The following is a 20,576-nucleotide window of genomic DNA, read 5'->3' on the forward strand; positions in this document are numbered from 1 at the left end:
GTTATCAGTAATGAGGACGCCGCAGGCGGGCTGCGGCGCCTTGGCTGAGGCTATCAGTGCACCAGCATGCCCGTCAGCCAGTACGCCTGTGCATAGGTAATGCAGCCGACGATGGTGGCGAAGAACAGGCTGTGCTTGAGGGTGAAGCGGAACAGATCCGACTCCCTGCCGACCAGGCCGGTGGCGGCGCAGGCGACGGCGATGGATTGCGGCGAGATCATCTTGCCGGTCACGCCACCGCTGGAGTTGGCGGCGACGGTCAGCACATCACTGATACCGAGCTGGTGTGCGGTGGTGGCTTGCAGTGAACCGAACAGGGCGTTGGCCGAGGTGTCGGAGCCGGTCAGGAACACGCCGAGCCAGCCGAGGAACGGCGAGAAGAACGGGAAGGCCGCGCCGGTTCCCGCCAATACCAGGGCCAGGGTCGACGACATGCCCGAGTAGTTCATGACGAAAGCGAAGGCCAGCACCATGCCGATGGAGACGATGGCCCAGCGCAGTTCGATCAGGGTTTCTTTAAAAGTGGTCAGACCAGTTTTTGCACTGATGCGCAGGACCAGCATCGTCAGGATCGCCGAAAGCAGGATAGCGGTGCCGGACGCGGCGATGATGTCGAACTTGTAGATCGCTGGCATCGCGGTTGGTGTAGCGACGATGGGCGCGGCTTTCATCACTAACTGATCGAGGTGCGGGACCACAAAACTGATGGTGAAGTCTTTCAGCGCGCCGCCTGCGGCGAACAGGGCTTTGAAGGGTTTCAAGGTCCAGATGGTCACGATCACGGTAAGAATCAGGAACGGTGACCAGGCCTTGAAGATCTGCCCGCCGGTATAAGGCGAGGCAACGCGGCTGCGTGGCGCGCTGAAGTTGCCGCCAGGGCCACCGGCCAGTGCTGCGCCGCCGCTGCCGACGACTACTGCGTCGGATTCCCGCGCCGGTTGCCAGACTTTCAGGAACAGCGTCAGGGATACCAGGCTGACCAGGGCCGAGGTGATGTCCGGCAGCTCAGGGCCAATGAAATTGGAGGTCAGGTACTGGGTCACGGCAAAGCTGGCGCCAGCTACCAGAGCGGCTGGCCAGGTTTCCCTGACGCCGCGCAGGCCGTCCATCATGAACATCAGCCAGAAAGGTACGAACAGCGACAGCAGGGGCAATTGCCGACCGGCCATGGCGCCGATCTTGAACGCGTCGATACCCGAGACTTGCCCGGCGACGATGATCGGAATACCCAGCGCGCCGAAAGCGACCGGTGCCGTGTTGGCGATCAGGCACAGGCCTGCCGCGTATAGCGGATTGAGGCCGAGGCCGACCAATAACGCTGCGGTAATGGCTACCGGTGCGCCAAAGCCTGCCGCACCTTCAAGGAAGGCACCGAAGCAGAAACCGATCAGCAACACTTGCAGGCGCTGGTCATCGGTAATGGACATGACTGAGCTGCGGATGATCTCGAACTGGCCGCTCTTGACCGTCAGTTTGTAGAGGAACACTGCCGCGACAATGATCCAGGCGATAGGCCACAAGCCATAGGCGAAGCCGTAACCGGCCGCTGCGAAGGCCATGTCGGCAGGCATCTTGAAGGCGAAGATCGCCACCAGGATCGACAGTGCCAGGGTGATCGTGCCGGCGATATGACCTTTGAGCCGGAACACGGCCAGGGCCAGGAAGAAGAAAACGATAGGGATCAATGCCGCGAGTGCGGAGAGACCGAGACTGCCGAGCGGTGCGTAGATCTGCTGCCAGGTTTGCATATGGGGTGGCCCCTAATTGTTTTTGGTTAGGCCCGGTGTCCGCCTTGGGCGTCGACCAGTTAAAGCCTTTCATTGTGTGAAAGGTCTTGCAGTGCCCGTCCCCCGAACACTGGCATTGGATAATTGGTAATACCAATTTACAATCGCTGGTCGCTAGGTTAAAAGCCTTGTCTGTGATGTGTCAATTTGTCTCTCTCAAACTTTGGTCGAGGTTGCTCGTCGATATGTAGCTGATGGGGTGGTCTGTGGCGGTATCTGGAGGGTGCTTGCGCGCCGCCAATCAGCCAGAATAGGCGGTCCCGGCAATTCTTCGGGGATGTGGAGTGAGGGTTATGGGGTTTGATCAGGTGCGTCAGCGCCGTTTGTCTGACGATATTGTCGAACAGCTGGAAAGAATGATCCTGGAAGGAACGCTGAAATCGGGCGGCCGATTGCCTGCCGAGCGTGCACTGGCCGAGCAATTCGGCGTGTCGCGTCCCTCGCTGCGCGAGGCGATTCAGAAGTTGACGGCCAAGGGGCTGTTGATCAGCCGCCAGGGTGGCGGCAACTATGTCGTGGAAAACCTCGGCTCGACCTTCAGCGACCCGCTGCTGCATCTGCTGGAAAGCAGCCCTGATGCCCAGCGCGATCTGCTGGAGTTTCGCCAGACCCTCGAGGTGTCCTGCGCCTACTACGCGGCTATCCGGGCGACGGATGTGGATCGCGAACGCTTAAAGGCGGCCTTCGAAACCCTGCAGGATTGCTACACCCGGGTTGATGAAGTCAGCCGGACGGAGGAGGGCGCGGCCGATGCCAATTTCCATCTGGCGATTGCCGAGGCCAGTCACAACGCGGTGTTGCTGCACACCATTCGCGGTCTGTTCGATCTGCTCAAGCGCAACGTGGTGACCAACATCGGCGGCATGTACAAGCAGCGCACAGAAACCCGCGACATGCTGATCGATCAGCATCGTGAGCTGTACTCGGCGATTATCGAGGGGCGTGCGCAGGACGCGCGTGAAGTGTCGGCGCGGCATCTGCTGTATGTGCAGGAAGTGCTGGAAGAGGTGCGTCAGCAGGTACAGCGCGCGGCCCGGGCGGAGCGGCGTAACGGGATGTGAGGTCGCTGTGGATCTATTGTGGGAGCGGATTTATCCGCGAAGAGGTCGTTCTCTTAAGAAGATGCGTCGAACGCGCTGGCCTCTTCGCGAATGAATTCGCTCCCACAACAGGCGCCCCATAATTCGGATATGAAACCGGATTGCGGGGCTGAGCTGAAGGCCTACTCGTCCTTGCCCTTATTGCGCACGGCGCGTTGCAGCTCGCGATTGGAGTCGCGTTCGCGCTCGGTATCGCGCTTGTCGTATTCCTTCTTGCCTTTGCCCAGAGCGATCTCGCACTTGATCAAGTGCGCTTTCCAGTAAAGGGAGAGGGCCACGCAGGCATAGCCTTTTTGCTGCACCGAGGTGATGAGCTTTTCCAGCTCGCGCTGGTTGAGCAGCAGTTTACGGGTGCGTGTCGGGTCAGCGATGACGTGTGTGCTGGCAGTCGTCAGCGGCGAGATATGGCTACCCATCAGCCAGGCCTCACCGTCCTTGAGCAGCACATAACTGTCGACCAGCTGTACCTTGTTGGCACGCAGGCTTTTTACTTCCCAGCCAGCCAGGACCAGACCGGCCTCGAACTTGTGTTCGATGAAGTAATCGTGTCGCGCCTTCTTGTTTTGCGCGATGGTCCCTGTGGGATGTTTCTTGAGCTTAGCCATAGGGGACGCATTATAGGGAGTCGCGGCATTGTCGGCTATGGGTAACCTGCGTGCTTGAGCAGGTTGATTGAATCCCGGACAATGCGCGCTCTTTTTTGGTTGGGCGTGGGTTGCGATGTCGACGGATAAGGTTTCGGTCCATGGAAGTTGGGCCAGTCGCTGGGTGTTCATTCTGGCGGCAACGGGTTCGGCGGTGGGGCTGGGCAGTATCTGGAAATTTCCATACATGGTCGGCGTCTATGGCGGCGGCGCGTTCGTACTGATGTTCCTGGCCTGCATCGCGCTAATTGGCATCCCGGTGATGATGGCCGAGACCCTGATCGGTCGCCGCTCCCGCCTGAGCCCGGCCAATGCCCTAAAGGTGCTGGCGCTGGAAGCCGGGCATTCGGCGCGCTGGTCCTGGGGCGCTTTTGCCGGGATGATCACGGCGCTGCTGATCCTGTCTTTTTATAGCGTGGTGGGCGGCTGGTCCCTGGATTACATCATCGATATGGGCCGCGGCGATTTCCAGGGCGTGACTCCGGACCAGGTCGGCGCCTATTTCGGCGCGGTGATTGCCGACCCCTGGCGCCTGACCGCCTGGCACACGGCGTTCATGCTGCTGTCGGCGGTGGTGATTGCCAAGGGTGTGGTCGCCGGACTTGAGCGCAGTCTGCGCATCATGATGCCGCTGCTGTTCCTGCTGATGATCATTCTGCTGGGCTACAGCCTGACCACCGGGCACTTCATGGAAGGCGTGCATTTCATGTTCGACTTCAATCCGGACAAGGTCCTTGATGGCCTGCTGCCGGCCATGGGGCATGCGTTCTTTTCCCTGAGCGTCGGCGTGGGTTCGATCATGATCTATGGCGCCTACATGACCAAGGGCGCGTCGATCAGCTCCACCGTGGTCGGCGTGGCCTTGCTCGACACCTTCGTCTCATTGCTGGCCGGGCTGGCGTTGTTCCCTATCGTGTTTCAGGCCGGGTTGAACCCCAGCGAAGGCCCTGGCCTGATGTTCGTCACCTTGCCTTATGCGTTCGGTAACGTAGCCTTTGGCCAGGTGATGGGGGTAGTGTTCTTCGTGCTGGTGGCCATTGCCGCTTGGAGTTCGGCGATTTCCTTGCTGGAGCCGATGGTGGCTTATCTGGTCGAGCGGACAAAAGTCAGCCGCGCCTGGGTGACTTTCTGGTTGGCTTTTGTCTGCTGGTTTGTTGGATTGGGTACGGTGTTCTCGTTCAACATCTGGCAGAAGGCCAAGTTTTTCGTGAACGATGCCAGCGGCTTCCATCTCTACCAATGGGGCGCGGAAAAAGGCCTGGATTTCTTCGGGGTCATTGATTTCTTCACCTCGCGGATCATGTTGCCGCTGGGTGGGCTGTGTTTTGTAGTGTTTGCAGGTTGGGTGATGGGCACGAAGGCGGTGCGCGACGAGTTGTCGATCCGCAGCCCTGTGCTGTTCACCACAACGTTCTTTTTGATGCGCTATGTTGCGCCGATCGGCATTCTGGTTGTCTTTGCCGCTCAGCTTTGGAAATGACGCTGACATGACTACACATATTCAACGCTCGGCCCTGCTGCCTTACCCGGCGCGGGCGCTCTACGACCTGGTCAATGATGTTGCCAGGTATTCCGAGTTCCTGCCCTGGTGCTCCTCTGCGGCGGTGCTTGAGGCCAGTGACGAGCACATGCGCGCCAGCCTGGAGATCGCCAAGGGCGGCCTGAGCCAGCGTTTCGAGACGCGCAATACGTTGGTGCCAGGTGAGTCCATCGTGATGGACCTGGTTGAAGGCCCATTCAACCAGTTGCATGGTGTCTGGACCTTCAAGGCGTTGGGCGACAAAGCCTGCAAGATCAGCCTTGACCTGTCCTTCGATTATGCCGGGCCGATTGTTCGGGCAACCCTGGGGCCGCTGTTCAATCAGGCGGCCAATACCCTGGTGGATGCCTTTTGCCAGCGGGCGAAAGAGCTGAGTGCCTGAGGTGCTGATCGAGATCGAGGTGGTGTATGCCGCCGTCGACCGTCAGGTGTTGATCAGCCTCGAACTGCCGAGTGGTTCTACCGCTGGTCAGGCGATTCAAGCTTCGGGAATTCAGCAGCAGTTTCCTGCGGTGGATTTTGCGCAGTGTGCTGTAGGGATTTTCGGAAAGGTGATCGGGAATCCGCAGCAGCGGGTACTGGAAGCTGGAGATCGGGTGGAGGTCTATCGGCCTTTGCTGGCAGACCCCAAGGAGATTCGGCGTTTGCGGGCGGCCAAGGCCGCGAAGGCGCGTACAGAGGAATAGAATCGTTGCGAGCGCTTTGCGCTCGATCGCCAGCAAGCCGGCTCCCACAGGTTGTTGTCGCCCACAAAAAAGCCCGGCATGCCGGGCTTTTTGCTGTGCATCCACGTATCAGCGCGGATTGGTATCCAGTGGTTCCTGGACAGGGACCGGAACGGTTTCCACTTTGTCCACGTCGTTCTGGATCTGTTGCAGTAGCGAACCAGGTTTGGCCGGTGCATCCGGTTTTGCTGGCGCTGGCTTGTCGCTTGGCGCAACAGTTGTGTCAGTGCTCTTACCGAGGATGGCTTCGTCGCGGCTGACGCCGGGCATGAAGTCACCGTTCAGGCTGACCAGTTGATCGTTGCTATTGAAGATCAGCGTCATGCGTTCCTGTTGGCGTTCACCGCCGCCAGGTTGCAGGCTATAGAGGTAATCCCACCGATCCGCATGGAACGTATCGGTCAGCAGGGGATTACCCATGATAAACCGTACTTGTCGGCGGGTCATTCCCGGCCGTAACTGGTCTATCATGTCTTGCGTGACGACATTGCCCTGCTGGATGTCGATTTTATAAACCCCGGGGAATGAACAACCGGCGAGTGCGAGCAGTCCCACGAGGGTGAAACTGGTTAGCAGGAGCTTGGTGTTTTGCATCGGTGGGCGACTTCCACTATCTTGGCTGGGACAACGTAAACCCCGATCATACCTGCATTAAGAGAAGCTGCGAAGCAGCGTCTGCGAGAAAGCTGACCATGGTTGAAAATAGCGAACTCCGTAAAGCCGGATTAAAAGTGACCCTGCCAAGGGTCAAGATTCTACAGATGCTCGATTCCGCCGAGCAGCGTCACATGAGCGCAGAAGATGTCTACAAGGCGCTCATGGAAGCTAGCGAGGACGTTGGCCTGGCCACGGTTTATCGTGTCCTGACTCAATTCGAAGCTGCCGGACTGGTGGTTCGCCACAATTTCGACGGCGGCCATGCGGTATTCGAATTGGCTGACGGCGGCCACCACGACCATATGGTCAACGTGGAGTCTGGCGAAGTGATCGAATTCTTCGACGAAGAAATCGAGAAGCTTCAGAAGGCGATCGTCGAGAAGCACGGTTACGAGTTGGTTGATCACAACCTCGTGCTCTACGTGCGTAAAAAGAAGGCGTAAGTCTTTTTTTGTTACAACAAAGGCGACCTTAGGGTCGCCTTTGTGCGTTTTGGGGGAAGGTCGTTGGAGCGAGGCTTGCCCGCGAATATGATCGTCAGATCAGGCGCTGACGCTTTTGCGAGCGCTGCGCACTCGATCGCCAGCAAGCCGGCTCCCACCTGATGCTGCGTTCTGTTTCAGGCCTTGGTGGCCATCACCATCTTCTTCGCGTGAGCCAAGGACTCCTTGGTCAGGTCGATACCGCCGAGCATGCGCGCCACTTCCTCGATGCGTTCGGTCTTGCTGAGCTTGGATACCGCCGTGCGGGTGGCTTCGCTGTCCCGGGCCTTGTGCACGAATAGATGCTGATGGCCCTGGGCGGCGACTTGCGGCAGGTGGGTCACAGTCATGACCTGGCCGCGTTCACCGAGGCGGCGCAGCAACTGGCCGACGATTTCTGCGGTAGGGCCGCCGATACCGACGTCCACTTCGTCGAAGACCAGGGTTGGTACTCGCGAGGTCTGGGCGGTGATCACCTGGATGGCCAGGCTGATGCGCGACAGTTCACCGCCGGACGCCACCTTGGCCAGGGCCTTGAGGGGCTGGCCGGGGTTGGCGCTGACCAGCAGTTCCACCTGTTCCAGGCCATTGGGCAGCAGATCCTTGCCGGTGTTGGGGCGCAATTCGATATTGAAGCGGCCGCCCGGCATGCCCAGGCGCTGGATCTCAAGTTCCACGGCGCTGGCCAGCCCGGTTGCCGCCTGATGACGCCGGTCACTGAGTTCCCGGGCCTTTTCCTGATAATGACGGGCAAAGGACGCCAGTTCGTGTTCAAGGCGTTCGATGGTTTCGTCGTTGGCGTTGAGGGTTTCGATTTCATCCAGCAGCTTCTGCTGCAGCGTGGCGACTTCGGTGGGCTGGATGCGGTGCTTGCGCGCCAGGGTGTAGATCGCGTCGAGGCGTTCCTCAAGCTGCTGCAGGCGTGCCGGATCGGCATCGAAGTGATCGAGGAAGCGATTGAGTTCGCCGACGGCTTCTTCCACCTGGATCTGCGCGCTGGCCAACAGGTTGGTGGCTTCGTTCAGTGCAGTCGGCGAATTACTCACGCCGCTGAGTCGGTGCAGGCTGGCGGTCAGGGCATTGAGTACATTGCCCGAATCGCTCTCGCTGCACTGCTCCACCACTTGGCGGCAGATGCTCAGCAGGCTTTCGGCGTTGGTCAGGTTCTTGTGTTCCTGCTCCAGCTCCTGCAGTTCGTTTTCGCCCAGGCTCAGGCTTTCCAGTTCTTCCAGCTGATAGCTGAGCAGCTGGTGGCGCGAGCGCTGTTCGTCACCGGAGTTGGACAGACGTTCCAGCTCCTGGCGGGTCTGGCGCCAGCGCTGGGCGGCCAGGTGTACCTGGCGTGCAAGGTCGGTGGCCCCGGCGTATTCGTCGAGCAGGCGGCGATGGGTGTCGGTCTTGAGCAGGGACTGGTGTTCATGCTGGCTGTGGATATCGATCAGCAACTCGCCCAGGGCCTTGAGGTCGCCCTGGGGGCAGGGCGTGCCATTGATATAGGCACGCGAACGCCCTTCGGCGGTGATGACCCGGCGCAGGATGCACGGCCCGTCGTTGTCCAGGTCGCGTTCGGCGAGCCAGTCTCGGGCCTCGGGGATGTCGGCCAGGTCGAAGGTGGCCAGGATATCGGCCTTGTCGGCGCCGGGGCGGACCACTCCGCTGTCTGCGCGATCGCCCAGGGTCAGGCCCAGGGCGTCGAACATGATCGATTTGCCTGCGCCGGTTTCGCCGGTAATGACGCTCATACCGCGATCCAGTTCGAGATCAAGGTGTTCGACGATGGCGTAGTTGCGTACGGAAAGGTGCACCAGCATGAAGTGGCTCCCATGGATTTATCTGGTTATTTATACAGTGCTTTGTTCGCCGTTGACAATGCCCGGCCTTAGCTCGATTTGCTTGAGCTGCGCTGCTTTTTAGTCCGTTGGGTAATTTTGTTCGTTCCGAGCCCGGGCGAGCATGGCCGGAAATATTGTGAGGATATGTTGGTCTTCAACCGTATCAGGCCCTTGAAGCTGAAAAAACCGCTCCCATATAGGGGGGCAGAAGCGCGAGTTGAGCTCGCGGACGTATTTGAAAGGAGAAAATCTATGGCTGACGAACAGAATCTGGATGCGCAGGCTCAAGACCAAACTAACGAGGCGGCGTCCGGCGAAGAATTGGTAACCCGCGTGCAAGTGCTGGAAGAGCAATTGGCTACCGCACAGGACCAGGCTCTGCGCGTCGCTGCGGATTTGCAGAACATCCGTCGCCGTGCCGAGCAGGATGTCGAGAAAGCGCACAAGTTTGCCCTGGAGAAATTTGCCGGTGACTTGCTGCCGATCATCGACAGCCTGGAGCGCGGTCTGGACCTGTCCAACCCGGATGACGAAAGCATCCGCCCGATGCGCGAAGGCATCGAGCTGACGCTGAAAATGTTCCAGGACACCCTCAAGCGCTTCCAGCTTGAAGCCATCGATCCTCATGGTCAGCCCTTCAACGCTGAAATGCACCAGGCCATGGCCATGCAGGAAAGCGCTGACGTCGAGCCTAACAGTGTCCTCAAAGTGTTCCAGAAGGGTTATCAGCTCAATGGTCGCCTGCTGCGTCCGGCCATGGTCGTGGTCAGCAAGGCACCGTCGCCTGCTACGCCGTCAATTGACGAGAAGGCTTGAAATCAGCTGATTGGCCCCCATTAACAGGCCATGCGTTTAAAGAGCTACCGCAATTTGTAAACGCAGTTGCGGCAACCAAATTCAAAGTTTCGGGAGAGTAATCAAGATGGGCAAGATTATCGGCATCGACCTGGGGACCACCAACTCCTGCGTCTCCATTCTGGAAAACGGCAAAGCCAAAGTTATCGAGAACGCCGAAGGCGCGCGCACCACGCCTTCGATCATCGCTTACGCCAACGACGGTGAAATCCTCGTCGGTCAGTCGGCCAAGCGTCAGGCAGTGACCAACCCGCACAACACTCTGTACGCGGTTAAGCGTCTGATCGGCCGTCGTTTCGACGAAGAAGTGGTCCAGAAAGACATCCAGATGGTCCCTTACAAGATCGTCAAGGCTGACAACAGCGACGCCTGGGTTGAAGTGAACGGCCAGAAAATGGCTCCGCCACAGATCTCGGCTGAAATCCTGAAAAAGATGAAGAAAACCGCCGAGGATTACCTGGGCGAGGCTGTGACTGAAGCGGTTATCACCGTTCCGGCCTACTTCAACGACAGCCAGCGTCAGGCGACCAAAGACGCCGGCCGTATCGCGGGTCTGGACGTCAAGCGCATCATCAACGAACCGACCGCAGCCGCACTGGCTTACGGTATGGACAAAGCCAAGGGCGACCACACTGTCATCGTTTATGACTTGGGTGGCGGTACTTTCGACGTTTCGGTTATCGAAATCGCTGAAGTCGATGGCGAGCACCAGTTTGAAGTTCTGGCAACCAACGGTGACACGTTCCTCGGCGGTGAAGACTTCGACATTCGTCTGATCGACTACCTCGTTGACGAATTCAAGAAAGAAAGCGGTATGAACCTCAAGGGTGACCCGCTGGCCATGCAGCGCCTGAAAGAAGCCGCTGAGAAAGCCAAGATCGAGCTGTCGTCTTCGCAGCAGACCGACGTCAACCTGCCGTACATCACTGCAGATGCGACCGGTCCTAAGCACTTGAACGTAAAGATCTCCCGCGCCAAGCTGGAATCCCTGGTTGAAGACCTGGTTCAGCGTACCGTCGAGCCTTGCCGTATCGCGCTCAAAGACGCCGGTATCGACATCGACAAGATCAACGACGTGATCCTGGTCGGTGGTCAGACCCGTATGCCGCTGGTACAGAAGACTGTTACCGAGTTCTTCGGCAAAGAAGCGCGTAAAGACGTCAACCCTGACGAAGCTGTTGCCATGGGTGCTGCGATTCAAGGCGCGGTACTGGCTGGTGATGTCAAAGACGTCCTGCTGCTGGACGTCAGCCCGCTGACCCTGGGTATCGAAACCATGGGTGGCGTGATGACCGCGCTGATCGAGAAAAACACCACGATTCCTACCAAGAAATCCCAAGTGTTCTCGACTGCCGACGACAATCAGGGCGCTGTGACCATCCACGTGCTGCAAGGTGAGCGCAAGCAAGCCGGTCAGAACAAGTCCCTGGGCAAGTTCGACCTGGCCGAGATTCCACCGGCTCCACGTGGCGTGCCGCAGATCGAAGTGACCTTCGACATCGACGCCAACGGCATCCTGCACGTAGGCGCCAAGGACAAAGCGACCGGCAAGCAACAGTCGATCGTGATCAAGGCCAACTCCGGTCTGTCCGAGGAAGAAATCCAGCAGATGGTGCGTGACGCCGAAGTCAACGCTGAAGAAGACCGCAAGTTCGAAGAGCTGGCCTCTGCTCGTAACCAGGGCGATGCACTGGTTCACTCGACTCGCAAAATGGTCAGCGATGCCGGTGACAAGGTAACCGCCGAAGAGAAAGCTGCGATTGAAACCGCAGTCGTTGCCCTGGAAGCCGCTGTAAAAGGCGACGACAAGGCGACCATCGAAGCCAAGATCGAAGAGCTGTCCAAGGTCTCGGCACCGGTTGCCCAGAAGATGTACGCGGACGCTGCCGAGAAACCTGAAGCCGGTGCCCAGCAACCCGCTCAGGAAGAAGCCAAGCACGCCGACGACGTCGTTGATGCCGAGTTCGAAGAAGTCAAAGACCACAAGTAAGCGCAGGCTCACTTGAAAGCCAGTTCGCCGCAGTCATGCGGTGGCTGGTAGGATGTCGCCGCGCGGGAGCTTGCTCCCGCGTTGGCGTGTCTGGAACATCAGAATTTTTTTGGTGCATGGATCATCTCCATGCACCCTCAGGAGCGTTGGCCGGACGTCCTCAAGAGTGCAAATGAATTATGTCGAAGCGTGACTTTTATGAAGTGCTGGGAGTGGAGCGCGGCTCCAGTGAAGCAGACCTGAAGAAGGCTTATCGTCGTCTGGCGATGAAGCATCACCCTGACCGCAACCCGGGCGACAAAGCGTCGGAAGATCTCTTCAAAGAGGCCAACGAAGCTTACGAAGTGCTTTCCGATGCCAGCAAGCGAGCTGCCTATGACCAGTACGGTCATGCCGGTGTCGACCCGAGCATGGGTGGCGGCGGTGGTGGATTCGGTGCCGGTGGCGCGAACTTCTCCGATATCTTCGGTGATGTGTTCAGCGATTTCTTCGGCGGTGGCCGGGGTCAGGGCGGTGGCCGTGGCGGCGCGCAGCGTGGTAGCGACCTGCGCTACACTCTGGAGCTGAATCTCGAAGAAGCGGTGCGCGGCACGACCGTGAATATCCGTGTGCCGACGCTAGTCAATTGCAAGCCATGTGATGGCAGCGGCGCGAAGAAAGGCTCGTCGCCAGTGACGTGCCCGACCTGCGGCGGTATCGGTCAGGTGCGCATGCAGCAGGGCTTCTTCTCGGTGCAGCAGACCTGCCCGCGTTGCCATGGCCACGGCAAGATCATTTCCGATCCGTGCGATTCGTGTAACGGTGAAGGCCGTGTCGAAGAGTACAAGACCCTGTCGGTCAAGGTGCCGCCTGGTGTCGATACCGGCGACCGCATTCGTCTGTCCGGCGAAGGCGAGGCGGGGGCCCAGGGTGGTCCTACCGGCGACCTGTATGTGGTGATCAACGTGCGCGAGCACGCGATCTTCCAGCGCGATGGCAAGCATTTGTACTGCGAAGTGCCGATCAGCTTCACCGACGCCGCCCTGGGTGGCGAGCTGGAAGTGCCGACCCTGGATGGTCGCGTCAAGCTGAAAATCCCTGAAGGTACCCAGACCGGCAAGCAGTTCCGTCTGCGCGGCAAGGGCGTTGCCCCTGTACGCGGCGGTGGTGCGGGCGATCTGATGTGCCGTGTCGCCGTTGAAACCCCGGTCAACCTGGGTCGTCGTCAGCGCGAACTGCTCGAAGAATTCCGTACCTCCCTTGAGGGCGATAACACTCACTCCCCGAAAGCCAGTGGCTGGTTCGAGGGTGTGAAGCGTTTCTTCGGCGATTTGTAAGGGGCAGGCTATGCGACGTATTGCTGTAATGGGCGCCGCCGGGCGCATGGGCAAGGCTTTGATCGAAGCGGTGCAGAAGGCGCCTGGTGCGGGTCTGACCGCTGCCGTGCACAAGCCGGACAGCACGCTGATCGGCGCCGATGCCGGTGAACTGGCGGGTCTGGGGCGTATTGGGGTGCAGCTGTCGGGCGACCTGGCTCATGTGGCTGACGAGTTCGACGTGCTGATCGACTTCACCCACCCGTCGGTGACCCTGAAGAACCTGGCTTTCTGCCGCAAGGCGGGCAAGGCCATGATCATCGGCACCACGGGTTTCAGTGCGGAAGAGAAGCAGCGCCTGGTTGATGCTGGCAAGGAGATTCCGATTGTCTTCGCCGCCAACTTCAGCGTCGGGGTCAACCTGTGTCTGAAGCTGCTCGACACCGCATCGCGGGTGTTGGGTGACGACGTGGATATCGAGATCAGCGAAGCGCATCATCGGCACAAGGTCGATGCGCCGTCGGGTACGGCGTTGCGCATGGGTGAGGTGGTGGCCAATGCCCTGGGTCGTGACTTGAGTGAAGTCGCGGTCTACGGCCGCGAAGGCCAGACTGGCGCGCGTGATCGTCAGACCATTGGTTTCGCTACCGTGCGGGCCGGGGATATTGTCGGTGATCACACCGTGCTGTTCGCTGCCGATGGTGAGCGTGTCGAGATCACTCACAAGGCGTCTAGCCGCATGACCTTTGCCAAGGGCGCCGTTCGCGCGGCCCTGTGGCTCGATGGTCAGGCGCCGGGTCTGTACGACATGCAGGATGTGCTGGATCTGCGCTAGGTTTTAGGTCTGGAATGAGATCTTGTGGGAGCCGGCTTGCTGGCGATTGCGTCGGGTCGGTCAATGATGCAATCGCGAGCGCTGCGCACTCGATCGCCACCAAGGCGGCTCCCACGATTTGGCGCAAGGCCAGGAAATTAATCTCCCTGTCGCATTACCCCGCCTTTCAGACTCTTTTCCGGTAGACCAAAACAGGCTTTTTCTGTAAGCTACAGCTTTAGTGTGTCCACTAAAAGCGCGCAGATGATTCTATAAGAAAGCGGGGTGACGTATTACGTCATTCCGCTTTTTTGCAACCTGCGAATGCCCTTTCAGGCTTTAACTACGGGAGGTCTTCTTGACTAAGCCAGCCATACTTGCCCTTGCTGATGGCAGCATTTTTCGCGGCGAAGCCATTGGAGCCGACGGTCAAACCGTTGGTGAGGTGGTGTTCAACACCGCAATGACAGGCTATCAGGAAATCCTTACCGATCCTTCCTATGCCCAGCAAATCGTTACCCTGACTTACCCGCACATCGGCAACACCGGCACCACGCCGGAAGACGCCGAGTCCGATCGTGTCTGGTCAGCTGGCCTGGTCATTCGTGACCTGCCTCTGGTAGCCAGCAACTGGCGCAACAAGATGTCCCTCGGGGACTACTTGAAGGCAAACAAGGTTGTTGCCATCGCCGGTATCGACACCCGTCGCCTGACCCGCATCCTGCGTGAGAAAGGCGCACAGAACGGCTGCATTCTGGCCGGTGACAACATTTCCGAAGAAGCGGCCATCGCCGCAGCGCGCGGCTTCCCGGGCCTCAAGGGCATGGACCTGGCCAAGGAAGTCAGCACCAAGAAGAGCTACCAGTGGCGCTCCAGCGTCTGGAGCCTGAAAACCGACAGCCATCCTGACATCGCCGATGCAGAGCTGCCGTACCACGTCGTCGCCTACGACTACGGCGTCAAGCTGAACATCCTGCGCATGCTGGTAGAGCGCGGCTGCCGCCTGACCGTGGTCCCGGCGCAAACGCCTGCGGCCGACGTGCTGGCCCTCAAGCCGGACGGCGTGTTCCTGTCCAACGGCCCAGGTGACCCTGAGCCGTGCGACTACGCGATCAAGGCGATTCAGGAAGTCCTGGAAACCGAGATCCCGGTGTTCGGCATCTGCCTGGGCCACCAACTGCTGGCCTTGGCCTCCGGTGCCAAGACCGTGAAAATGGGTCATGGTCACCACGGTGCCAACCACCCGGTGCAGGACCTGGACACGGGTGTCGTCATGATCACCAGCCAGAACCACGGTTTTGCGGTGGACGAGTCCACTCTGCCGGGCAACGTGCGCGCCATTCACAAGTCGCTGTTCGACGGCACCCTGCAGGGTATCGAGCGCACCGACAAAAGCGCGTTCAGCTTCCAGGGTCACCCTGAGGCGAGCCCGGGCCCGAACGACGTTGCGCCACTGTTTGATCGCTTTATCGAAGCCATGGCCAAGCGCCGCTGACGGTTGCCTTGAAAATGTAGCGCGAAGATGGCCGGGCCCGAACGACACGCTGTTCGGTGCTGAACCACCCGGCCACCTCAGAAGAAAATTCAAGACGGCTTGCCGACTGACTTGCGGATTTGAGTGACAACCCATGCCAAAACGTACAGATATTAAAAGCATCCTGATTCTCGGCGCCGGCCCCATCGTGATCGGCCAGGCCTGTGAATTCGACTACTCCGGCGCCCAGGCCTGTAAAGCCCTGCGCGAAGAGGGTTACCGCGTCATCCTGGTGAACTCCAACCCGGCGACCATCATGACCGACCCGTCGATGGCCGACGCCACCTACATCGAGCCGATCAAGTGGCAGACCGTTGCCAAGATCATCGAGAAAGAGCGTCCGGACGCGCTGCTGCCGACCATGGGTGGCCAGACCGCGCTGAACTGCGCCCTTGACCTGGAGCGCGAAGGCGTTCTGGAGAAGTTCGGTGTGGAAATGATCGGCGCCAATGCCGACACCATCGACAAGGCCGAAGACCGCTCGCGTTTCGACAAGGCCATGAAATCCATCGGTCTGGATTGCCCGCGCTCGGGTATCGCCCACACCATGGAAGAGTCCTACGCAGTGCTCGAGAAGCTGGGCTTCCCGTGCATCATCCGTCCGTCCTTCACCATGGGCGGCACCGGTGGCGGCATCGCCTACAACCGTGAAGAATTCGAAGAAATCTGCACCCGTGGTCTGGACCTGTCGCCGACCAAGGAACTGCTGATCGACGAATCGCTGATCGGCTGGAAAGAGTACGAAATGGAAGTGGTCCGCGACAAAAAGGACAACTGCATCATCGTCTGCTCCATCGAGAACTTCGACCCGATGGGCGTCCACACCGGCGACTCCATCACTGTTGCGCCAGCCCAGACGCTGACCGACAAGGAATACCAGATCATGCGTAACGCCTCCCTGGCGGTACTGCGTGAAATCGGCGTCGAAACCGGCGGTTCCAACGTTCAGTTCGGCATCTGCCCGGACACCGGCCGCATGGTCGTGATCGAGATGAACCCGCGTGTATCGCGCTCGTCGGCCCTGGCATCGAAAGCCACCGGCTTCCCGATCGCCCGCGTTGCCGCCAAGCTGGCAATCGGCTACACCCTCGACGAGCTGCAAAACGAAATCACCGGCGGCAAGACCCCGGCGTCCTTCGAGCCGTCCATCGACTACGTCGTGACCAAGCTGCCACGTTTCGCCTTCGAGAAGTTCTCCAAGGCCGACGCGCGCCTGACCACCCAGATGAAGTCGGTCGGTGAAGTCATGGCCATCGGCCGCACCTTCCAGGAATCCCTGCAGAAAGCCCTGCGCGGCCTGGAAGTGGGCGTTTGCGGCCTGGATCCGAAGCTGGACCTGAGCAATCCGGAAAGCATGAGCGTACTCAAGCGCGAACTGACCGTGCCGGGCGCCGAGCGTATCTGGTACGTGGCTGACGCCTTCCGTGCCGGCATGACCGTCGAGCAGATCTTCGGCATGAACATGATCGACCCTTGGTTCCTGGTACAGATTGAAGATCTGATCAAGGACGAAGAGAAGGTCAAGACCTTGGGGCTGTCGGCCATCGACCGCGACCTGATGTATCGCCTCAAGCGCAAAGGTTTCTCCGACGCGCGTCTGGCCAAGCTGCTGGGCGTCACCGAGAAGAACCTGCGTACTCATCGCCACAAGCTCGAAGTGTTCCCGGTCTACAAGCGCGTCGACACCTGCGCCGCCGAGTTCGCCACCGACACCGCCTACCTGTACTCGACCTACGAGGAAGAGTGCGAAGCCGCGCCGTCGGATCGCAAGAAAATCATGATCCTCGGTGGCGGTCCTAACCGTATCGGCCAGGGCATCGAGTTCGACTACTGCTGCGTCCACGCTGCCCTCGCTCTGCGCGAAGATGGCTATGAGACCATCATGGTCAACTGCAACCCGGAAACCGTTTCCACCGACTACGACACCTCCGATCGCCTGTACTTCGAACCAGTTACCCTGGAAGACGTGCTGGAAATCGTCCGCGTCGAGAAGCCGCACGGCGTGATCGTCCAGTACGGCGGCCAGACCCCGCTGAAACTGGCTCGCGCCCTGGAAGCGGCTGGCGTGCCGATCATCGGTACCAGCCCTGATGCCATCGACCGTGCTGAAGATCGCGAGCGCTTCCAGCAGATGGTCGAGCGCCTGAACCTGCGTCAGCCGCCAAACGCCACCGTGCGCAGCGAAGACGAAGCAATTCGCGCTGCCAGCAAGATCGGCTACCCGCTGGTCGTGCGTCCGTCCTACGTACTGGGCGGCCGGGCGATGGAAATCGTCTACGAAGAAGAAGAACTCAAGCGCTACCTGCGTGAAGCGGTGCAAGTGTCCAACGACAGCCCGGTGCTGCTGGACCACTTCCTCAACTGCGCCATCGAGATGGACGTGGATGCGGTCAGCGACGGCACAGACGTAGTCATCGGCGCGATCATGCAGCACATTGAGCAGGCGGGCGTTCACTCCGGTGACTCCGCGTGCTCGCTGCCGCCGTACTCGCTGCCAGCGCACATCCAGGACGAGATGCGCGAGCAGGTCAAGAAGATGGCTCTGGAGCTGGGCGTGGTCGGCCTGATGAACGTACAGCTGGCCCTGCAGGGCGAGGATATCTACGTCATCGAAGTCAACCCGCGCGCTTCCCGGACCGTACCGTTCGTGTCCAAGTGCATCGGTGTCTCCCTGGCGATGGTTGCCGCTCGTGTCATGGCCGGCAAGACCCTGAAAGAGCTGAACTTCACCAAGGAAATCATCCCGAACTTCTACAGCGTCAAAGAAGCGGTGTTCCCGTTCGCCAAGTTCCCGGGCGTCGACCCGATTCTCGGCCCAGAGATGAAGTCCACCGGTGAAGTCATGGGCGTGGGCGACAGCTTCGGCGAAGCCTTTGCCAAGGCGCAGATGGGCGCCAGCGAAGTGCTGCCGACCGGCGGTACTGCGTTCATCAGCGTGCGTGATGACGACAAGCCACTGGTTGCCGGCGTTGCTCGCGACCTGATCGGCCTGGGCTTCGAAATCGTCGCCACTGCCGGTACTGCGCGCCTGATCGAAGAGGCGGGCCTGAAGGTTCGTCGCGTGAACAAGGTGACAGAAGGCCGTCCACACGTGGTCGACATGATCAAGAATGACGAAGTCACCCTGATCATCAACACCACCGAAGGTCGCCAGTCGATCGCCGATTCCTATTCCATCCGTCGTAATGCCCTGCAGCACAAGATCTACTGCACCACTACCATTGCTGCGGGCGAGGCCATCTGCGAAGCGCTCAAGTTCGGTCCGGAAAAGACCGTGCGTCGCTTGCAGGATCTACATGCAGGATTGAAGGCATGATCAAATACCCAATGACCGTCCAGGGCGCCAAAGCCCTGGAAGAAGAACACACTCACCTGACCAAGGTCGTGCGTCCCAAGCTCAGTTCCGATATCGGTACTGCGCGGGAGCTGGGCGACCTCAAGGAAAACGCTGAATACCATGCTGCCCGCGAGCAGCAGGGTATGGTCGAGGCGCGGATTCGTGACATCGAAGGTCGCATGCAGAACGCTGTGATCATCGACGTGACGACCATCCCTCACACCGGCAAGGTGATCTTCGGTACGACTGTAGAAATCGCCAACGTCGAAACCGACGAAAGCGTGACCTACCAGATCGTTGGTGAAGACGAGGCTGATATCAAGCTCGGCAAGATCTCGGTAGGTTCGCCTATCGCCCGTGCCCTCATCGCCAAGGAAGAAGGTGATGTGGTCGTCGTCAAGACACCGAGCGGTGTGATCGAGTACGAGATTGTCCAAGTCCGCCACATTTGACCTTGGCCGCCCGTTTCCAGCGGGCGCCATTATCTGGCAACTCACCCAGACACTTTGGGTGGGTGGCCTGGTCTTGCTGCATCTGGCGACTTTGGCGGTAATGGATCAGACAGGCCTGGCGCCGTTGTTGATCGACGAGTTCGCCAATCTGTCCGGTGGTCTGCTGGTGGGGTTTGCCGCTGCTTGTGTGCTGTTGCAGATTGCCGTGCTGATCAAGGTCGAACGGTTGGCGAGCCTGTGGCGTGATCTGCGTGGCCAGCTATTGTCTATCGCATTGCTGGCTGCTGCGGGTTATTACACGCTCAAACACTGGCTGCCGGATGCTGTGCACTGGCAGTTATTGAGTTATCTGGTATTGGGGCTGGCTGGTTTGTTGCTGGTCGTGCAGCCGATACCGGGAAGGAATGGCAGGGCGCGCTGAAGGCGGCCCTGTTCTTCACGTATATCAGTTGGCGCGGTGAACGTTGGACAGTTGCTTGTTGACCTTGGGGTTCTTGCGATAGATCAACGCCATCTTGCCGATGACTTGCACCAGATCCGCCTTGCCTGTCTTGCACAGCTCGGCGATGGTCGCCAAGCGGCTTTCGCGATCGAGGATGTTGAGCTTGATCTTGATCAGCTCGTGATCGCCCAGTGCGCGTTCAAGTTCGGCCAAAACACCTTCAGTCAAGCCATTGTCCGCCACGATCAATACCGGTTTCAGATGGTGACCAATGGATTTGTACTGTTTCTTCTGCTCCGGAGTGAGCGGCATAATCTGACCTCTGTGTCTGATCTTGTAAAAACGGCGGCCAGTTTACCCGAGCGAGTCCGGGGCCGCCCAAGTTAATCACGACTCGTTATTTTCGAGGTGCCCTATGGCCCGATCCAAGACAAGCCATAACTGGCTCAAAGAACACTTTGACGACCCGTACGTCAAAATGGCGCAAAAAGACGGGTATCGCTCCCGCGCCAGCTACAAGCTGCTGGAGATCCAGGAAAAGGACAAAATCATCCGTCCCGGCATGACCGTGATCGATCTCGGCGCCGCGCCGGGTGGCTGGTCCCAGGTGACCAGTCGTCTGATTGGCGGTCAGGGTCGGCTGATTGCGTCCGATATCCTGGATATGGACAGTATCCCTGACGTGACCTTCATCAAGGGCGATTTCACCGAGGACGCCGTGCTTGCACAAATCCTCGACGCGGTCGGTAATACACAGGTAGACCTTGTGATTTCCGATATGGCCCCCAATATGAGTGGATTGAGCGCTGTGGATATGCCACGCGCAATGTTCCTGTGTGAATTGGCACTGGATCTCGCAGGCCGCGTTCTGCGCCCAGGTGGTGATTTTCTGATCAAGGTCTTCCAGGGTGAAGGCTTTGATGTCTATCACAAGGACATTCGCAAGCTGTTCGACAAGGTTCAGATGCGCAAGCCGTTGTCTTCGCGCGATCGCTCGCGGGAGCAGTATTTGCTGGCCCGTGGCTTCCGTGGGGTAGAGGGTTCGGAGAGTATCGAGCGTTTTTGAAGCAGGGTGATAGGTATAATCTAA

19 protein-coding genes are annotated in these 20,576 nt (G+C 59.2%); 14 read left to right on the forward strand and 5 right to left on the reverse strand.

Translation table 11 applies throughout. The features are described 5' to 3' along the window. Positions 1 to 53: 53 nt before the first annotated feature. Complete coding sequence (locus M2401_RS24195; RefSeq protein ID WP_259106638.1) at positions 54 to 1,748, reverse strand: lactate permease LctP family transporter; 1,695 nt, start codon at positions 1,746 to 1,748, stop codon at positions 54 to 56. Between the two features lie 332 nt (positions 1,749 to 2,080). On the opposite strand from M2401_RS24195, the gene M2401_RS24200 reads away from it, so the two are divergent. Next, positions 2,081 to 2,848: an FCD domain-containing protein gene (locus tag M2401_RS24200; RefSeq protein WP_259106640.1), complete on the forward strand. Its 768-nt coding sequence runs from the start codon at positions 2,081 to 2,083 to the stop codon at positions 2,846 to 2,848. A gap of 161 nt (positions 2,849 to 3,009) precedes the next feature. On the opposite strand, the gene smpB is transcribed toward M2401_RS24200, so the two are convergent. Further along, on the reverse strand, positions 3,010 to 3,492 hold the full coding sequence (gene smpB / locus M2401_RS24205) for an SsrA-binding protein SmpB (RefSeq protein WP_259106642.1): 483 nt from the start codon (positions 3,490 to 3,492) through the stop codon (positions 3,010 to 3,012). A gap of 115 nt (positions 3,493 to 3,607) precedes the next feature. Between smpB and M2401_RS24210 the strand changes: the two genes are divergently transcribed. From M2401_RS24210 to M2401_RS24220, 3 genes are read left to right on the forward strand one after another with little or no spacing between them, the layout of a single operon-like run. Further along, positions 3,608 to 5,011 (forward strand): sodium-dependent transporter, encoded by a 1,404-nt coding sequence (locus tag M2401_RS24210; protein WP_259106644.1) that lies wholly within the window; start codon positions 3,608 to 3,610, stop codon positions 5,009 to 5,011. Positions 5,012 to 5,018: 7 nt separating this feature from the next. Beyond that, positions 5,019 to 5,453, forward strand: coding sequence for a type II toxin-antitoxin system RatA family toxin (locus M2401_RS24215; protein ID WP_259106646.1), 435 nt, complete (start codon positions 5,019 to 5,021; stop codon positions 5,451 to 5,453). Then, entirely contained in the window at positions 5,446 to 5,757 is a 312-nt protein-coding gene (locus M2401_RS24220) for an RnfH family protein (protein WP_259106647.1), read from the forward strand. The genes M2401_RS24215 and M2401_RS24220 overlap by 8 nt, the downstream gene beginning before the upstream one ends. A 108-nt stretch (positions 5,758 to 5,865) precedes the next feature. On the opposite strand, the gene M2401_RS24225 is transcribed toward M2401_RS24220, so the two are convergent. Next, a complete protein-coding gene (locus tag M2401_RS24225) occupies positions 5,866 to 6,390 on the reverse strand; it encodes an outer membrane protein assembly factor BamE (protein ID WP_259106649.1) in 525 nt (174 codons plus the stop codon). A 98-nt stretch (positions 6,391 to 6,488) separates the two neighbouring features. On the opposite strand from M2401_RS24225, the gene fur reads away from it, so the two are divergent. After that, a complete protein-coding gene (gene fur, locus M2401_RS24230) occupies positions 6,489 to 6,896 on the forward strand; it encodes a ferric iron uptake transcriptional regulator (RefSeq protein WP_259106651.1) in 408 nt (135 codons plus the stop codon). A gap of 176 nt (positions 6,897 to 7,072) precedes the next feature. Here fur and recN read toward each other — a convergent pair whose 3' ends face one another. Then, a complete protein-coding gene (gene recN / locus M2401_RS24235) occupies positions 7,073 to 8,746 on the reverse strand; it encodes a DNA repair protein RecN (protein ID WP_259106652.1) in 1,674 nt (557 codons plus the stop codon). A gap of 273 nt (positions 8,747 to 9,019) precedes the next feature. Between recN and grpE the strand changes: the two genes are divergently transcribed. The 8 genes from grpE (at position 9,020) to M2401_RS24275 (ending at position 19,465) form a co-directional block, all read left to right on the forward strand. Then, positions 9,020 to 9,583 carry a nucleotide exchange factor GrpE gene (gene grpE, locus M2401_RS24240; protein ID WP_259106654.1) on the forward strand — a complete coding sequence of 188 codons (564 nt, stop codon included), beginning with the start codon at positions 9,020 to 9,022 and terminating at the stop codon, positions 9,581 to 9,583. 106 nt (positions 9,584 to 9,689) lie between these two features. Further along, positions 9,690 to 11,612, forward strand: a complete 1,923-nt coding sequence (gene dnaK / locus M2401_RS24245; protein ID WP_259106656.1) for a molecular chaperone DnaK — start codon at positions 9,690 to 9,692, stop codon at positions 11,610 to 11,612. Between the two features lie 179 nt (positions 11,613 to 11,791). Further along, positions 11,792 to 12,928 carry a molecular chaperone DnaJ gene (gene dnaJ / locus M2401_RS24250; protein WP_259106658.1) on the forward strand — a complete coding sequence of 379 codons (1,137 nt, stop codon included), beginning with the start codon at positions 11,792 to 11,794 and terminating at the stop codon, positions 12,926 to 12,928. A gap of 10 nt (positions 12,929 to 12,938) precedes the next feature. After that, the gene (dapB, locus tag M2401_RS24255; RefSeq protein WP_259106660.1) at positions 12,939 to 13,742 is read left to right on the forward strand and encodes a 4-hydroxy-tetrahydrodipicolinate reductase; all 804 of its coding nucleotides are present in this window, start codon (positions 12,939 to 12,941) and stop codon (positions 13,740 to 13,742) included. A gap of 337 nt (positions 13,743 to 14,079) precedes the next feature. Then, on the forward strand, positions 14,080 to 15,216 hold the full coding sequence (carA, locus tag M2401_RS24260; RefSeq protein WP_259106662.1) for a glutamine-hydrolyzing carbamoyl-phosphate synthase small subunit: 1,137 nt from the start codon (positions 14,080 to 14,082) through the stop codon (positions 15,214 to 15,216). 133 nt (positions 15,217 to 15,349) lie between these two features. Then, on the forward strand, positions 15,350 to 18,571 hold the full coding sequence (carB, locus tag M2401_RS24265) for a carbamoyl-phosphate synthase large subunit (protein ID WP_259106664.1): 3,222 nt from the start codon (positions 15,350 to 15,352) through the stop codon (positions 18,569 to 18,571). Next, the gene (greA, locus tag M2401_RS24270; RefSeq protein ID WP_259106666.1) at positions 18,568 to 19,044 is read left to right on the forward strand and encodes a transcription elongation factor GreA; all 477 of its coding nucleotides are present in this window, start codon (positions 18,568 to 18,570) and stop codon (positions 19,042 to 19,044) included. Before carB ends, greA begins: the two co-directional genes overlap by 4 nt. Next, positions 19,022 to 19,465 carry an MFS transporter gene (locus M2401_RS24275; protein ID WP_259106668.1) on the forward strand — a complete coding sequence of 148 codons (444 nt, stop codon included), beginning with the start codon at positions 19,022 to 19,024 and terminating at the stop codon, positions 19,463 to 19,465. The genes greA and M2401_RS24275 overlap by 23 nt, the downstream gene beginning before the upstream one ends. A gap of 24 nt (positions 19,466 to 19,489) precedes the next feature. On the opposite strand, the gene M2401_RS24280 is transcribed toward M2401_RS24275, so the two are convergent. After that, on the reverse strand, positions 19,490 to 19,798 hold the full coding sequence (locus M2401_RS24280) for a YhbY family RNA-binding protein (protein WP_259106670.1): 309 nt from the start codon (positions 19,796 to 19,798) through the stop codon (positions 19,490 to 19,492). Positions 19,799 to 19,901: 103 nt separating this feature from the next. Here M2401_RS24280 and rlmE point away from each other — a divergent pair, with 103 nt between their 5' ends. Further along, positions 19,902 to 20,552 (forward strand): 23S rRNA (uridine(2552)-2'-O)-methyltransferase RlmE, encoded by a 651-nt coding sequence (gene rlmE / locus M2401_RS24285; RefSeq protein WP_259106672.1) that lies wholly within the window; start codon positions 19,902 to 19,904, stop codon positions 20,550 to 20,552. Positions 20,553 to 20,576: the final 24 nt, after the last annotated feature.

Source organism: Pseudomonas sp. JUb42 (assembly GCF_024807945.1).
Classification (GTDB): domain Bacteria; phylum Pseudomonadota; class Gammaproteobacteria; order Pseudomonadales; family Pseudomonadaceae; genus Aquipseudomonas.

What these genes read in the sequence shown, in the direction of transcription:
- M2401_RS24195 (WP_259106638.1), bottom strand. Translation starts at nt 1,748, where the DNA reads ATGCAAACCTGGCAGCAGATCTACGCACCGCTCGGCAGTCTCGGTCTC.
- M2401_RS24200 (WP_259106640.1), top strand. Translation starts at nt 2,081, where the DNA reads ATGGGGTTTGATCAGGTGCGTCAGCGCCGTTTGTCTGACGATATTGTC.
- smpB (WP_259106642.1), bottom strand. Translation starts at nt 3,492, where the DNA reads ATGGCTAAGCTCAAGAAACATCCCACAGGGACCATCGCGCAAAACAAG.
- M2401_RS24210 (WP_259106644.1), top strand. Translation starts at nt 3,608, where the DNA reads ATGTCGACGGATAAGGTTTCGGTCCATGGAAGTTGGGCCAGTCGCTGG.
- M2401_RS24215 (WP_259106646.1), top strand. Translation starts at nt 5,019, where the DNA reads ATGACTACACATATTCAACGCTCGGCCCTGCTGCCTTACCCGGCGCGG.
- M2401_RS24225 (WP_259106649.1), bottom strand. Translation starts at nt 6,390, where the DNA reads ATGCAAAACACCAAGCTCCTGCTAACCAGTTTCACCCTCGTGGGACTG.
- fur (WP_259106651.1), top strand. Translation starts at nt 6,489, where the DNA reads ATGGTTGAAAATAGCGAACTCCGTAAAGCCGGATTAAAAGTGACCCTG.
- recN (WP_259106652.1), bottom strand. Translation starts at nt 8,746, where the DNA reads ATGCTGGTGCACCTTTCCGTACGCAACTACGCCATCGTCGAACACCTT.
- grpE (WP_259106654.1), top strand. Translation starts at nt 9,020, where the DNA reads ATGGCTGACGAACAGAATCTGGATGCGCAGGCTCAAGACCAAACTAAC.
- dnaK (WP_259106656.1), top strand. Translation starts at nt 9,690, where the DNA reads ATGGGCAAGATTATCGGCATCGACCTGGGGACCACCAACTCCTGCGTC.
- dnaJ (WP_259106658.1), top strand. Translation starts at nt 11,792, where the DNA reads ATGTCGAAGCGTGACTTTTATGAAGTGCTGGGAGTGGAGCGCGGCTCC.
- dapB (WP_259106660.1), top strand. Translation starts at nt 12,939, where the DNA reads ATGCGACGTATTGCTGTAATGGGCGCCGCCGGGCGCATGGGCAAGGCT.
- carB (WP_259106664.1), top strand. Translation starts at nt 15,350, where the DNA reads ATGCCAAAACGTACAGATATTAAAAGCATCCTGATTCTCGGCGCCGGC.
- greA (WP_259106666.1), top strand. Translation starts at nt 18,568, where the DNA reads ATGATCAAATACCCAATGACCGTCCAGGGCGCCAAAGCCCTGGAAGAA.
- M2401_RS24280 (WP_259106670.1), bottom strand. Translation starts at nt 19,798, where the DNA reads ATGCCGCTCACTCCGGAGCAGAAGAAACAGTACAAATCCATTGGTCAC.
- rlmE (WP_259106672.1), top strand. Translation starts at nt 19,902, where the DNA reads ATGGCCCGATCCAAGACAAGCCATAACTGGCTCAAAGAACACTTTGAC.